General features: G+C 61.2%; 13 protein-coding genes. All 13 read left to right on the top strand.

Annotated features, from left to right (window positions below; genetic code table 11):
- Positions 1 to 61 precede the first annotated feature (61 nt).
- Entirely contained in the window at positions 62 to 433 is a 372-nt protein-coding gene (locus RRX38_RS08255) for a flagellar protein FlaG (RefSeq protein ID WP_315962186.1), read from the top strand.
- Positions 434 to 514: 81 nt separating this feature from the next.
- On the top strand, positions 515 to 1,954 hold the full coding sequence (gene fliD / locus RRX38_RS08250) for a flagellar filament capping protein FliD (protein WP_315962185.1): 1,440 nt from the start codon (positions 515 to 517) through the stop codon (positions 1,952 to 1,954).
- Between the two features lie 119 nt (positions 1,955 to 2,073).
- Entirely contained in the window at positions 2,074 to 2,481 is a 408-nt protein-coding gene (fliS, locus tag RRX38_RS08245) for a flagellar export chaperone FliS (RefSeq protein WP_315962184.1), read from the top strand.
- A gap of 21 nt (positions 2,482 to 2,502) precedes the next feature.
- The gene (gene fliT / locus RRX38_RS08240; RefSeq protein ID WP_295472555.1) at positions 2,503 to 2,805 is read left to right on the top strand and encodes a flagellar protein FliT; all 303 of its coding nucleotides are present in this window, start codon (positions 2,503 to 2,505) and stop codon (positions 2,803 to 2,805) included.
- Positions 2,806 to 2,972: 167 nt separating this feature from the next.
- Positions 2,973 to 4,451: a transcriptional regulator FleQ gene (fleQ, locus tag RRX38_RS08235; protein ID WP_315962183.1), complete on the top strand. Its 1,479-nt coding sequence runs from the start codon at positions 2,973 to 2,975 to the stop codon at positions 4,449 to 4,451.
- Positions 4,452 to 4,645: 194 nt separating this feature from the next.
- Positions 4,646 to 5,857, top strand: a complete 1,212-nt coding sequence (locus RRX38_RS08230; RefSeq protein WP_315962182.1) for a sensor histidine kinase — start codon at positions 4,646 to 4,648, stop codon at positions 5,855 to 5,857.
- Positions 5,857 to 7,245 (top strand): sigma-54 dependent transcriptional regulator, encoded by a 1,389-nt coding sequence (locus RRX38_RS08225; protein WP_315962181.1) that lies wholly within the window; start codon positions 5,857 to 5,859, stop codon positions 7,243 to 7,245. Before RRX38_RS08230 ends, RRX38_RS08225 begins: the two co-directional genes overlap by 1 nt.
- 244 nt (positions 7,246 to 7,489) lie before the next feature.
- Positions 7,490 to 7,819, top strand: coding sequence for a flagellar hook-basal body complex protein FliE (fliE, locus tag RRX38_RS08220; protein ID WP_315962180.1), 330 nt, complete (start codon positions 7,490 to 7,492; stop codon positions 7,817 to 7,819).
- A 15-nt stretch (positions 7,820 to 7,834) separates the two neighbouring features.
- Positions 7,835 to 9,616, top strand: coding sequence for a flagellar basal-body MS-ring/collar protein FliF (fliF, locus tag RRX38_RS08215; protein ID WP_315962179.1), 1,782 nt, complete (start codon positions 7,835 to 7,837; stop codon positions 9,614 to 9,616).
- Positions 9,609 to 10,625 carry a flagellar motor switch protein FliG gene (gene fliG, locus RRX38_RS08210; RefSeq protein WP_295472543.1) on the top strand — a complete coding sequence of 339 codons (1,017 nt, stop codon included), beginning with the start codon at positions 9,609 to 9,611 and terminating at the stop codon, positions 10,623 to 10,625. The genes fliF and fliG overlap by 8 nt, the downstream gene beginning before the upstream one ends.
- Positions 10,626 to 10,628: 3 nt before the next feature.
- The gene (fliH, locus tag RRX38_RS08205) at positions 10,629 to 11,477 is read left to right on the top strand and encodes a flagellar assembly protein FliH (RefSeq protein WP_315962178.1); all 849 of its coding nucleotides are present in this window, start codon (positions 10,629 to 10,631) and stop codon (positions 11,475 to 11,477) included.
- Positions 11,467 to 12,825 (top strand): flagellar protein export ATPase FliI, encoded by a 1,359-nt coding sequence (fliI, locus tag RRX38_RS08200; RefSeq protein WP_315962177.1) that lies wholly within the window; start codon positions 11,467 to 11,469, stop codon positions 12,823 to 12,825. The genes fliH and fliI overlap by 11 nt, the downstream gene beginning before the upstream one ends.
- Before the next feature lie 6 nt (positions 12,826 to 12,831).
- The gene (gene fliJ, locus RRX38_RS08195) at positions 12,832 to 13,278 is read left to right on the top strand and encodes a flagellar export protein FliJ (RefSeq protein WP_295472538.1); all 447 of its coding nucleotides are present in this window, start codon (positions 12,832 to 12,834) and stop codon (positions 13,276 to 13,278) included.
- Positions 13,279 to 13,505 lie beyond the last annotated feature (227 nt).

Raw genomic sequence — 13,505 nt, 5'->3', positions numbered from 1 at the left:
GTATCGGCGAGGGGGTGCGTCAAGTGCTCCCTCGCTTTTTTACTTTCAGAGGTAAATAGACATGGATATGGGCGTTAGGCTGAACTTGTCTTATCCAGCCGCTAAACCGGCGAGTGATGCTGTCGCAGTGGATAAGGTGGCTGAGAAAAAACCTCCCGTTGCTGAAGCTGTGGCTCCGACGAAAGAGAGTAAAGGCTCACAGCAGGATGAAAATGAGCAGGTCAAGACTGCCGCTGCCGAGATCCAGAAGTTTCTCGATTCCATCCAGCGCAAGCTGGAGTTTTCAGTGGACGAAGGTTCTGGCAAGGTAGTGGTGAAGGTAATTGCAAGTGATTCTGGCGAGGTGGTTCGGCAGATTCCCAACGAGGAAGTGCTGAAACTGGCGGATCGCTTGAGTGACGCAAGCAGCATGCTGTTCAGTGCCAAGGTCTGATACCTGGCACGAAACTTGTTGCTGATCTTTTGATGCGAGTGAAAGGTCAAAAGACTGGCAACGTTCTAGAAGGAGATGCATATGGCAAGTCCAATCTCATCGACGACCGGTATCGGGTCAGGCCTGAACATTGGCGACATCGTCAAGGTGCTGGTCGACTCCGACAAGGCGGCCAAGCAGAACCAGATCACCAAGCAGACCAAGGCCAACACGGCGTCTCTCTCGGGCATCAGCCAGATCAAGTCGGCGCTGGCTACCTTTCAGAGCACTCTGAATACGCTCAAGAGCACGACCACTCCGGCATTTCTGGGGTTCGCTGCCACCTCGGCAGACGAGTCGGTGATCAAGGCAACAGCAACCAACTCGGCGGTCAACGGTAGCTACAGCATCAAAGTACAGAACCTGGCTACTGCTTCGAAGGTGGCCACGGCTGCGCTCAGCGCCAGCCAGGCCAGTGCCATTCCGAGTGGTGAGCTGACCATCAGTCAAAATGGCACTGATACCAAGATCAACATCGCGGCCACGTCGAGCCTGCAGCAGGTTCGCGACCAGATCAACAGCGAAATGCAGAAGCTTGGCAAGGGCATCAGTGCCAACATCATCAATGATGCCAATGGTTCTCGTCTGGTCTTCACTTCGACCACGACGGGCGCGGGTACTGATATCAGTGTCAAGGGTGACAGCAACATCGGCACGCTTCTGGATATCGACGGCACCAAGCTGATGTCGCAAACCGGAACGACCGGTAATCCGGGTGCGGGCACCATCAGTGAGCTCGCTAAAGACGCGAGTTTCACGGTCGATGGCTTGACGCTCACCAGCCCGAAGAATTCGGTCAGCAATGCTATTTCCGGTCTGACCCTGGACCTGGTATCGGCTACTGCCACGGATAAGTCGGTTGTGGTGACGGTGGGTACCAACACCGATGGCTTGAAGAAGTCGCTGCAGAGCTTTGTCGATGCCTATAACACCCTCGTCAACCTCACGACTTCCCTGACCAAGGGCACCATGGCGGATGACGGCACGTTCACGGCGGCAGCCATGACGGGTGATGCCATGCCTCGCGGCATCGTGGCGACCATTCGCAATGTCCTGGCGTCCTCCGTGTCGACTTCCGGCTTGGCGAGCCTCTCGCAGCTGGGTATCAACACCAAGCAGAGCGACGGTACGCTTTCGCTGGACACCATCAAGTTCACCGCCGCCTTGGAAGACAAGAAGTTCGGCAATCAGATCCAGGATCTGTTCAATGCCAACGGTGGATTGATCGAGCGTATCGAGAAATCACTTGAGTCCTACACCAAAACCGGTGGTGTGCTGGATCAGCGTAATGATGCCCTTAATAAAACCAAGACCCGTCTGACCAACGATCAATCGGCGCTTGATCGTCGCGTGGAAACCCTGACCGCCACCTTGACCAAGAAATACAACGCTATGGATCTGGTTGTCGGTCAACTCAAGGCGACAGCATCGAACATCACTTCGATCTTCGAAGCCATGAATGCACAGAAAAACGCTTCCTAAGCGTAGGCTTGTGACAGGAACCCGACCACGTGTCGGGTTTTTGCTTGAGGGCTTAAAGTTTTTTGACGCTGCGTCGATAGCTTGAATATACCGCGTACGGATTGTCCGAGAGGTCCCCCATGAATCCCATGTTAGCGTTGCGTCAATATCAGAAAGTCGGTTCACACGCCCAGACTTCCGAGGCCAGTCCTCATCGCCTGGTGCAAATGTTGATGGAAGGCGGTCTCGACCGCATCGCCCAGGCCAAGGGTGCCATGTCGCGTAAGGATGTGGCGAGCAAGGGCGTGTTCATCGGCAAGGCCATCGATATCATCGGTGGTCTGCGTGAAGGCCTGGACCTGGAAAATCACGGTTCCGATGCCTTGCACAGCCAGGACAATCTGTATCACTACATGATGAAGCGTCTGGCCGAGGCTAATATCAAGAATGACCAGAAGATCCTCGACGAGGTGGCTGGTTTGCTGATTACGGTCAAGGAGGGTTGGGATGCGATCGGTGAGGTCGCTGAGCAGCCGGCTACCGTCTAAACGCCCTCAGGAGAATCACCCATGAGTGCTGCGCTCAAACGTATCGAAGAAACCCGCGAAGCGCTGGTCAGTGCACTGGCCGAGCGTGACTGGGAGGCGATCAGCAAGCTCGACCTGGCGTGCCGCGAATGCGTGGAGTCGGTGGTGAGCGAGAGCGACGCCAAGCCCGATGACGAAGAGTTGCGCAGCAATCTTGAAGAATTATTGGGCGTTTACAGGCAGTTGATTGACGTCGCCGTGGGGGAGCGTCAGGCCATTGTCGATGAGATGTCCGAGATTCAGCGAGCAAAGAATGCGACGAAGGTATACCATCTGTTCGGCTGAAGTTAAGAGTCGATACCATTCACGCCATTAATTTGACTGTATCGGCTTTTTTGACTTAACTAGTGATGTTTTTTGTTTTCTGGCGTCAGATCGATACAAACGGCTGAGATGCCAAGCGGCTCGCGTGTCTGGCGAGCTTTAGAGTGGACTAGGGAAGTTGCTATTGCATGTGGCGTGAAATCAAAATTCTGCTGATCGATGACGATAGCTCGCGCCGCCGTGATCTGGCGGTCATTCTGAATTTTCTCGGCGAAGAGAACATTGCCTGCTCGAGCCAGGACTGGCAGCAGGTCGTCGGTTCTCTTGGCTCCACACGTGAAGTGCTGTGCGTGCTGATCGGCAATGTCAGCGCGGCGGGAAGCCTTCAGGGCCTGCTTAAGACCATCGCTGCCTGGGATGAGTTCCTTCCCGTTCTGCTTTTTGGTGAAAATTCCACGGTGGAATTGCCTGAAGACCTGCGTCGGCGGGTGCTGGCAACCCTGGAAATGCCGCCGAGCTACAGCAAGCTGCTCGATGCCCTGCACCGTGCCCAGGTCTATCGCGAGATGTATGACCAGGCGCGCGAGCGTGGCCGGCATCGCGAACCCAATCTGTTCCGCAGTCTGGTAGGCACCAGCCGGGCCATCCAGCATGTCCGGCAGATGATGCAGCAGGTCGCCGACACCGACGCCAGTGTGCTGATCCTGGGTGAGTCGGGCACTGGCAAGGAAGTCGTGGCGCGCAACCTGCATTACCACTCCAAGCGGCGTGACGCGCCCTTCGTGCCGGTCAACTGCGGCGCCATTCCGGCCGAGCTGCTGGAAAGCGAGCTGTTCGGTCACGAGAAGGGCGCGTTCACCGGCGCCATCACCAGCCGAGCCGGGCGTTTCGAGCTGGCCAACGGCGGTACTCTGTTCCTCGATGAAATCGGCGACATGCCGCTGCCCATGCAGGTCAAGCTGCTGCGCGTGCTGCAGGAGCGCACCTTCGAGCGCGTGGGTAGCAACAAGACCCAGAGCATCGACGTGCGGATCATCGCGGCGACGCACAAGAATCTCGAGGCGATGATCGAGACCGGCGCGTTCCGTGAAGACCTTTATTACCGCCTCAACGTATTCCCGATCGAGATGGCGCCGCTGCGCGAGCGCGTCGAAGACATCCCGTTGCTGATGAACGAGCTGATCTCGCGTATGGAGCACGAAAAGCGTGGCTCCATTCGTTTCAACTCGGCAGCGATCATGTCGCTGTGCAGGCACGGCTGGCCGGGCAACGTACGTGAGCTGGCCAATCTGGTCGAACGCATGGCGATCATGCATCCCTATGGGGTGATCGGCGTCTCGGAGCTGCCGAAGAAATTCCGCTACGTCGAGGATGAAGACGAGCAGATGGTCGACAGCCTGCGCAGCGACCTCGAAGAGCGTGTGGCGATCAACAACTCCACGACGCCGGACTTTTCCGCCGGTGCGATGCTGCCGCCCGAAGGCCTCGATCTCAAGGACTACCTCGGTGGTCTCGAACAAGGGTTGATCCAGCAGGCGCTCGACGATGCCAATGGCATCGTGGCGCGTGCGGCCGAGCGGCTGCGTATCCGACGCACCACGCTGGTCGAGAAGATGCGCAAGTACGGCATGAGCCGGCGTGAAGGTGACGAACAGGCGGATGATTGACGCCTGGCGTCGTCTGCGTTTTCTTCGATCTGCGTATCCTGCTTGGTCGATCGGCCCGAAAGCACCGTAGCTTCGGGCTGATGGCGGCCAGCACCTGACCTGTCATCTGCTTGTGCCCCGCGTGGGCACGGCGTTTGCACAAGGCTCTCTCAACAGGCCGTTTAATGACGGTTAGCCATGTGAGAGAGAATCCGATGTCCCAGGCCCTGCCACTTTCCGCTCACCCTTGTGCTCAGCCGGCGCTTTCGCCGGAGCTGGAGAGTCGTCAAGGGCTGGAGCAGGCCTTCGCCCTGTTCAATCAGATGTCCACGCAGCTCACCGATTCCTACGGGTTGCTGGAAGCGAGGGTCAGCGAGCTGAAGGGGGAACTGGCCGAGGCGGCCTTGCAGCGCATGCAGGAGCTCGCCGAGAAGGAGCGCCTGGCCAATCGCTTGCAGAATCTGCTCGACCTGCTTCCCGGCGGGGTGATCGTCATCGATGGTTCGGGGGTGGTCCGTGAGGCCAATCCCGCCGCCGTGGACCTGCTGGGGCAGCCTCTGGTCGGCGAACTCTGGCGCGTGGTGATTGCACGGTGCTTCGCGCCGCGCCGCGACGATGGCCATGAAATCTCCCTCAAGGACGGTCGTCGTCTGTCTATTGCCACCCGCTCGCTGGATGCCGAGCCAGGTCAGCTGGTGCTGCTCAACGACCTGACTGAAACCCGACACTTGCAGGATCAACTGGCGCGTCATGAGCGTCTGTCCTCGCTGGGGCGCATGGTGGCCTCGCTGGCTCACCAGATCCGCACCCCGTTGTCTGCCGCCATGATTTACGCCAGTCATCTGAGTGAGCAGGCGTTGACGGTGGAAACCCAGCAGCGTTTCGCGGCGCGGCTCAAGGATCGTTTGCATGAGCTGGAACATCAGGTTCGCGACATGCTGGTGTTCGCGCGCGGCGAGTTGCCGTTGACCGACCGGTTGTCTGGCCGGGCGCTGTTCGACGCCCTGGAGGCGGCGGCACGTACCCATGTGCGTGATGTGTCGGTGCGCTGGCAGTGTGACGCGCTGGACGGCGAGGTGCTATGTAACCGCGACACCCTGGTGGGGGCTCTGCTCAACCTGGTCGAGAACGCTATCCAGGCTGGTTCGGCCGCCGTACGTGTGAAGGTGCATGCCTATCGTCGCGGTGATGTCCTGCGCCTGTGTGTCAGCGATAACGGTGTCGGAATGGACGCTGCGGCCCTGGCGCGCATCGGTGAGCCATTCTTCACCACCAAGGCCACTGGCACCGGGCTCGGGCTCGGAGTGGTCATGGCGGTTGCCCGGGCTCACCAGGGGCGGGTGCATTACCTGTCTCGACCTGGCCGAGGTACCTGCGCAATCGTCAGCCTGCCCCTGGTGCCGGGCAGTGTTCAAGGAGAGGTGTGATGACAACCCGGATTTTGCTGGCCGAAGACGATCGCTCATTGCGCGAGGCGCTGGGTGATACGCTGGAGCTGGCCGGTCATGAATACCGTGCCGTGGGCAGCGCCGAAGAGGCCTTGCTGTTGGCCGGTCGTGAGCCCTTCGGCCTGGTGATCAGCGATGTGAACATGCCCGGCATGGATGGGCACCAGCTGCTCGGCCTGCTGCGCGAGCGCCACCCGCATTTGCCGGTACTGCTGATGACCGCGCACGGCGCGGTCGAGCGCGCGGTGGACGCCATTCGCCAGGGTGCTGTGGATTATCTGGTCAAGCCCTTCGAGCCTGCTTCACTGCTGGCCCTTGTCGCGCGCCACGCCCAGGGCTCGCTGGCCAGTGTAGAGGAGGACGGCCCGGTGGCGGTCGAACCGGCCAGCCGGCAATTGCTGGAGCTGGCCAGTCGCGTGGCGAAAAGCGATTCGACCGTGCTGATCTCGGGCGAGTCGGGTACCGGCAAGGAAGTGCTGGCGCGCTACATTCATCAGCATTCACCGCGTGCCGACAAACCCTTCATTGCCATCAACTGTGCGGCGATCCCCGACAACATGCTCGAGGCGACGCTGTTCGGCCATGAGAAGGGCTCGTTTACCGGGGCTATCGCTGCGCAGGCCGGGAAGTTCGAGCTGGCCGACGGCGGCACCATCCTGCTCGACGAAATTTCCGAAATGCCCATGGGCTTGCAGGCCAAGTTGCTGCGCGTGCTGCAGGAGCGCGAGGTCGAGCGGGTAGGTGCGCGGCGGCCCATCAGCCTGGACATCCGTGTGCTGGCCACCACCAACCGCGATCTGGCAGGGGAGGTGGCTGCGGGGCGCTTCCGTGAAGACCTTTACTATCGCCTGTCGGTCTTTCCGCTGGCCTGGCAGCCCCTGCGTCATAGAACCGCCGATATCCTGCCGCTGGCCGAGCGTTTACTGAACAAGCACGTCAAGAAAATGAAGCATGCTCCGGTGCAGCTTTCCGAGCAGGCGCGCGCCTGCCTGGTGAGCTATGCCTGGCCGGGCAACGTGCGTGAGCTGGACAACGCCGTGCAGCGGGCACTGATTCTCCAGCAGGGCGGGATCATCCAGGTGCAGGATTTCTGCCTGGCCGGTCCGGTGAGCTTCACTGTCGAGCCGGCGGCTGTTGCGCCGGTGACTGAAATACCTGCCACCACAGTGCCTGAAACTGCCGGGGCGCTGGGGGAAGATCTGCGGCGCCGTGAGTTCCAGCTGATCATCGATACCCTGCGCAGTGAGCGCGGGCGGCGCAAGGAAGCGGCTGATCGCCTGGGTATCAGCCCGCGTACCTTGCGTTACAAACTGGCACAGATGCGCGATGCCGGAATGGACGTCGAGGCGTACCTCTACGCGACCTGAAGCCGATGGGCCGTGTTTTTTTATTTTTCATTTATGTGATCTGTGTCAAATGCCGATACAGTGAAATATCCGCGTGCGAGTATGCAGGCGCCGGGGACTGAGGCTGTATTCGAGTTTGTCGCGAACTGCGGCAATGTGCCTAGATGGCCATTTGCCGGTATTTAGCTGGCACTCTTGTTGCTATGACTTAGGTATTCGCTGAACCGGTGTCAAAAATTTGCGGGCCTTACGAGAGATAACGTCCATGAGCCAAGGTGTTGAATTTAATCGCTTGATGTTGGATATGCGGGCCATGCAGATGGACGCCATGGCCGCTCCCAAGGTCAATGCGAACGTCCCCGAAGTCGCCGGCAGCAATTTCGCCGACCTGCTCGGCGAGGCGATCAACAAGGTCGCCGATACCCAGGCTGCTTCCAGTCAACTGGCCAACGCCTTCGAAATGGGCAAGAGCGGGGTCGACCTGACTGACGTGATGATCTCCTCGCAGAAGGCCAGTGTGTCCTTCCAGGCGCTGACCCAGGTCCGTAACAAGCTGGTTCAGGCCTATCAAGACATCATGCAGATGCCAGTTTAAGGGATGTACTGAGTCATGGCCGAAGCAGCAGCCGATTCCGTTCCAGCAAGGGCGGGCGCCTCCGAAAAGAAGCCGTTCATGGGCTTTGCCTTTCTGGAGAATCTTTCCGAGATGACCATGCTTCGTCAGGTCGGCCTTCTGGTCGGTCTGGCGGCGAGCGTGGCCATCGGTTTCGCCGTCGTGCTCTGGTCACAGCAGCCTGACTACCGTCCCCTGTATGGCAGCCTCGCCGGGCTGGACAGCAAGCAGGTGATGGACACTCTCACTGCAGCCAACATCCGTTATACCGTCGAGCCCAATTCTGGCGCCCTGCTGGTCAAGGCCGATGACTTGCAGCGCGCACGTATCCAGCTGGCCCAGGCCGGCGTGAGCCAGACCGACGCCAACATCGGCTTCGAGATCCTCGACAAGGACCAGGGCCTGGGCACCAGCCAGTTCATGGAAGCGACCCGTTACCGTCGTGGCCTGGAAGGCGAGCTGGCCCGCACCATTTCGGCTCTGAACAACGTCAAGGCCGCCCGTGTGCACCTGGCGATTCCGAAAAGCTCGGTGTTCGTGCGCGACGACCGCAAGCCGACCGCTTCGGTGCTGGTCGAGCTGTATCCCGGCCGTGCCCTGGAGGCCGGTCAGGTGGCTGCCATCGTCAATCTGGTGGCGACCAGTGTGCCGGAGTTGTCCAAGTCGCAGGTCACCGTGGTGGACCAGAAGGGCAACCTGCTGTCCGATCAGGCGGAGAACTCCGAACTGACCATGGCCGGCAAGCAGTTCGACTACACCCGCCGCATGGAAAGCATGCTGACTCAGCGCGTGCAGAACATCCTTCAGCCGGTGCTGGGTAACGACCGCTACAAGGCTGAAGTCTCGGCCATGGTCGACTTCAGTGCCGTGGAGTCCACCGCAGAAAGCTTCAATCCCGACCAGCCGGCGCTGCGCAGCGAGCAGTCGGTCAATGAACAGCGCTCCAGCAGTTCTGGCCCCCAGGGGGTTCCCGGTGCGCTGAGCAACCAGCCTCCCGGCCCGGCCACTGCGCCGCAGAACGCCACGGGCGGAGCTGCCGGTGCCGCTGCGGCCATTGCGCCCGGTCAGCCGCTGCTCGATGCCAACGGCCAGCAGATCATGGACCCGGCGACCGGCCAGCCAGCCTTGGCGCCGTATCCGACCGACAAGCGTTCGCAGTCGACCAAGAACTTCGAACTCGACCGTTCCATCAGCCACACCAAGCAGCAGCAAGGTCGCCTGACCCGCTTGTCGGTAGCGGTGGTAGTGGACGACATGGTCAAGACCAACCCGGCTAATGGTGAAGTGACCCGCGCGCCATGGAGCGCCGCCGACCTGGCGCGTTTCACTCGCCTGGTCCAGGATGCCGTGGGCTTCGATGCCAGTCGTGGTGATAGCGTCAGCGTGATCAACGTGCCGTTCTCCAGCGAGCGTGGCGAAGTCATCCCCGACGTGCCGTTCTACACCCAGCCATGGTTCTGGGACATCCTCAAGCAGGCGGCGGGCGTCATCTTCATCCTGATCCTGGTGTTCGGTGTGCTGCGCCCCGTGCTCAACAACATCACCAACCCCAAGCGCAAGGAACTGGCCGGGTTCGGCGACGCCGAGCTGGGCGGCATGGGCGGTCTCGATGGCGAACTGTCCACCGACCGCGTGAGCCTGGGTGGTCCGCAAAGCATCCTGCTGCCGAGCCCTACCGAGGGTTATGACGCACAGCTGAACGCAATCAAAGGCTTGGTGGCCGAAGATCCGGGGCGTGTCGCCCAGGTCGTGAAAGAGTGGATTAACGCCGATGAATGATCGAGCCGGGGCTATCAAGCTGACCCAAGTCGAGAAGGCCGCCGTGCTGCTGCTGTCACTCGGTGAGACCGACGCTGCGCAGGTTCTGCGCCACATGGGACCGAAGGAGGTGCAGAAGGTCGGTGTGGCCATGGCGCAGATGCGCAACGTGCATCGCGAGCAGGTCGAAGAGGTGATGAGCGAGTTCGTCGACACCGTCGGCGACCAGACCAGCCTCGGCGTCGGCTCCGACGGCTACATTCGCAAGATGCTCACCCAGGCCCTGGGCGAAGACAAGGCCAATGGCCTGATCGACCGGATCCTGCTGGGCGGCAACACCAGCGGTCTGGACAGCCTCAAGTGGATGGAGCCGCGTGCGGTGGCCGACGTGATCCGCTACGAGCACCCGCAGATCCAGGCCATCGTCGTCGCCTATCTGGACGCCGACCAGGCTGGTGAAGTGCTGGGGCATTTCGATCACAAGGTGCGCCTGGACATCATCCTGCGCGTGTCTTCGCTGAACACCGTGCAGCCGGCGGCGCTCAAGGAACTCAACCAGATTCTCGAGAAGCAGTTCTCCGGCAACGCCAACACCTCGCGGACCACCCTGGGCGGCATCAAGCGGGCGGCGGACATCATGAACTTCCTCGACAGCTCCATCGAAGGCGCGCTCATGGATTCGATCCGCGAGGTCGACGAAGATCTGTCGACGCAGATCGAAGACCTCATGTTCGTCTTCAACAACCTGGCCGACGTCGACGATCGGGGTGTCCAGGCGCTGCTGCGCGAAGTGTCTTCCGACGTGCTGGTGCTGGCGCTCAAGGGTGCCGACGAGGCGGTCAAGGAAAAGATTTTCAAGAACATGTCCAAACGGGCTGCCGAGCTGCTGCGCGACGACCTGGAGGCCAAGGGGCCGGTGCGGGTCAGCGATGTCGAGGCGGCGCAGAAGGAAATCCTTACCATTGCACGGCGCATGGCCGAGGCCGGCGAGATCGTGCTGGGTGGCAAGGGCGGCGAGGAAATGATCTAACCCATGTCGAGCACTGGCAAAGAACAACCCAGTGGCCTGATCCGCGCCAAGGATGTCAAGGCACAGGTGGTCGATATCTGGTCGCTGCCCAGCTTCGATCCCGAGCTGCCCGAGCCTGAGCCCGAGCCGGAGCCGGAGCCCGAGCAGGCCGAGATCGAGGAAGTGCCGCTGGAAGAGGTCCAGCCGCTGACCCTTGAAGAACTGGAAAGCATTCGTCAGGAGGCCTGGAACGAAGGCTTTGCCACCGGCGAGAAAGAAGGTTTTCACAGCACTCAGATCAAGGTGCGCCAGGAGGCCGAAGTGGCGCTGGCGGCCAAGCTCGACAGCCTCGAATTGCTGATGAAGCAATTGTTCGAGCCGATCGCCGAGCAGGACACTCAGATCGAGAAAGCGCTGGTGCACCTGGTCGAACACATCGCTCGCCAGGTGATTCAGCGCGAGCTGCTGGCCGACTCCCAGCAGATCGCCCATGTGCTGCGCGATGCCCTGAAGCTGCTGCCCATGGGCGCCAATCATTTGCGCATCTTCGTCAATCCGCAGGACTTCGCCCAGGCCAAGCTGCTGCGCGAGCGTCACGAAGAAAGCTGGAAGATTCTCGAAGACGACAGCCTTATGCCTGGCGGCTGCCGGATCGAGACCGAACACAGTCGCATCGACGCCAGTGTCGAGACCCGCATCACCCAAGCCATCGCGCGGCTGTATGACCAGATGCACGAGCAGGTTTCTCACCCTGCGCCAGCCGACCTGCATATCGAGATCCCGCAGGTCGAGACACCTCGGACCCAAGGCGAAGCGTCAGCGACCAAGGCGCAGGCGCCCGTGCAAGATCCAGAGGCGAGCGATGCGCCTTGACCGGCTCAGTTTCGCCAAGCGCCTGGGCGGCTATGCCAGCGCCATAGACCTGCCCACCCAGCCCGTGGTCGAGGGCCGCCTGCTGCGCATGGTTGGTCTGACCCTGGAGGCGGAAGGATTGCGCGCCGCCATGGGCAGTCGCTGCGTGGTCATCAACGATGACAGTCATCATCCGGTGCAGGTCGATGCCGAGGTCATGGGCTTCGCCGGTGGCAAGGTGTTCCTCATGCCGGTCGGCAGTGTTGCCGGCATCGCGCCGGGTGCGCGGGTCGTGCCGCTGGCCGACACCGGACGCTTGCCCATGGGCATGAGCATGCTGGGGCGCGTGCTGGATGGTGCGGGTCGCCCGTTGGATGGCCGCCCACCACTCAAGGCCGAAGACTGGGTGCCCATGGACGGTCCGACCATCAACCCGCTCAAGCGCGACCCGATCAGCCAGCCGCTGGATGTCGGCATTCGCTGCATCAACGGTTTGTTGACGGTGGGGCGCGGCCAGCGTCTGGGCCTGTTCGCCGGTACCGGGGTGGGCAAGAGTGTGCTGCTGGGCATGATGACCCGCTTCACCGAGGCCGACATCATCGTCGTCGGCTTGATTGGCGAGCGGGGTCGTGAGGTCAAGGAGTTCATCGAGCATATCCTTGGCGAGGAAGGCCTCAAGCGTTCGGTGGTGGTGGCCTCACCGGCTGACGATGCGCCACTGATGCGTCTGCGTGCGGCGATGTACTGCACGCGCATTGCCGAATACTTCCGTGATCGTGGCAAGAACGTCCTGTTGTTGATGGATTCGCTGACCCGTTTCGCCCAGGCCCAGCGGGAAATCGCCTTGGCCATCGGTGAGCCGCCAGCGACCAAGGGCTATCCGCCGTCGGTGTTCGCACGTCTGCCCAAGCTGGTCGAACGCGCCGGTAACGCCGAGGCGGGGGGCGGTTCCATCACGGCGTTCTATACCGTGCTTTCCGAAGGCGATGACCAGCAGGACCCGATTGCCGACTCGGCGCGCGGCGTGCTCGACGGGCATATTGTGCTGTCGCGGCGCCTGGCCGAGGAGGGGCATTACCCGGCCATCGACATCGAAGCGTCCATCAGCCGGGTGATGCCGGCGGTGGTCAGCGCGGACCACATGACCCGTGCGCAATACTTCAAGCAGTTGTGGTCACGCTACCAGCAGAGCCGTGACCTGATCAGCGTGGGTGCCTACGTGGCCGGCGGCGACCGCGAGACCGACCTGGCCATCCAGCTGCAGCCGGCACTGGTGCGTTTCCAACGCCAGGGGCTACGTGAAAGCGTGAACATGCAGGACAGCGAGCAAGCGCTGGCTGCCGTCTTCGGGCCCGCTCCCGGCGGTTGATGAGGTATGGCACAGAGTCGTGCGGCGCGTCTGGCGCCGGTGGTGGAAATGGCCGAATCTGCCGAACGCAGCGCCGCGCAGCGCCTCGGGCATGCGCAGGGGCAGGTCAACCTGGCGCACAACAAGCTCGAAGAGCTGGAACAGTTCCGTCTCAATTACCAGCAGCAATGGATCGACAAGGGCGGGCATGGTGTCTCGGGGCAGTGGCTGATGAACTACCAGCGCTTTCTCAACCAGCTGGAAACCGCCATCGGCCAGCAGCGCAAGAGCCTGGCCTGGCACCAGGCCAACCTGGATCGGGCCAGGGGCGTCTGGCAACAGGCTTACGCCCGTGTCGAAGGTCTGCGCAAGCTGGTGCAGCGCTACATTGATGAAGCCCGTGCCCTGGAAGACAAGCGTGAGCAGAAACTGCTGGACGAATTGTCCCAGCGCCTGCCGCGCCATGACCTGTAGGAACGGCTTTAGCGGCAATACTGTTCAGTTAGTCGTTATGGGGCCCGGTGGGAGCGGCTTTAGCCGCGAAAGCGCCAGGAAAATCACTGCATCTGCTGTGAACTGGCGGTCGCTTCGCGGCTGAAGCCGCTCCTACCCGGCCTAACTGATCAGTATTGGCTTTAGCGGCAATACTGGTCAGTTCAGACCGTGGGAGCGAGCTTGCTCGCGATGGCTGCGTCACGTTC

This window comes from Pseudomonas sp. DTU_2021_1001937_2_SI_NGA_ILE_001, from assembly GCF_032463525.1.
Classification (GTDB): domain Bacteria; phylum Pseudomonadota; class Gammaproteobacteria; order Pseudomonadales; family Pseudomonadaceae; genus Aquipseudomonas.
This window is presented reverse-complemented; position numbering and strand designations above follow the sequence as displayed.

Excerpts from the sequence above, each read along its gene's own strand:
- fliD (WP_315962185.1), top strand. The coding sequence starts at position 515 with ATGGCAAGTCCAATCTCATCGACGACCGGTATCGGGTCAGGCCTGAAC.
- fliF (WP_315962179.1), top strand. The coding sequence starts at position 7,835 with ATGGCCGAAGCAGCAGCCGATTCCGTTCCAGCAAGGGCGGGCGCCTCC.
- fliS (WP_315962184.1), top strand. The coding sequence starts at position 2,074 with ATGAATCCCATGTTAGCGTTGCGTCAATATCAGAAAGTCGGTTCACAC.
- RRX38_RS08225 (WP_315962181.1), top strand. The coding sequence starts at position 5,857 with ATGACAACCCGGATTTTGCTGGCCGAAGACGATCGCTCATTGCGCGAG.
- fliH (WP_315962178.1), top strand. The coding sequence starts at position 10,629 with ATGTCGAGCACTGGCAAAGAACAACCCAGTGGCCTGATCCGCGCCAAG.
- fliG (WP_295472543.1), top strand. The coding sequence starts at position 9,609 with ATGAATGATCGAGCCGGGGCTATCAAGCTGACCCAAGTCGAGAAGGCC.
- RRX38_RS08255 (WP_315962186.1), top strand. The coding sequence starts at position 62 with ATGGATATGGGCGTTAGGCTGAACTTGTCTTATCCAGCCGCTAAACCG.
- fliJ (WP_295472538.1), top strand. The coding sequence starts at position 12,832 with ATGGCACAGAGTCGTGCGGCGCGTCTGGCGCCGGTGGTGGAAATGGCC.
- fliI (WP_315962177.1), top strand. The coding sequence starts at position 11,467 with ATGCGCCTTGACCGGCTCAGTTTCGCCAAGCGCCTGGGCGGCTATGCC.
- fliT (WP_295472555.1), top strand. The coding sequence starts at position 2,503 with ATGAGTGCTGCGCTCAAACGTATCGAAGAAACCCGCGAAGCGCTGGTC.
- fliE (WP_315962180.1), top strand. The coding sequence starts at position 7,490 with ATGAGCCAAGGTGTTGAATTTAATCGCTTGATGTTGGATATGCGGGCC.
- fleQ (WP_315962183.1), top strand. The coding sequence starts at position 2,973 with ATGTGGCGTGAAATCAAAATTCTGCTGATCGATGACGATAGCTCGCGC.
- RRX38_RS08230 (WP_315962182.1), top strand. The coding sequence starts at position 4,646 with ATGTCCCAGGCCCTGCCACTTTCCGCTCACCCTTGTGCTCAGCCGGCG.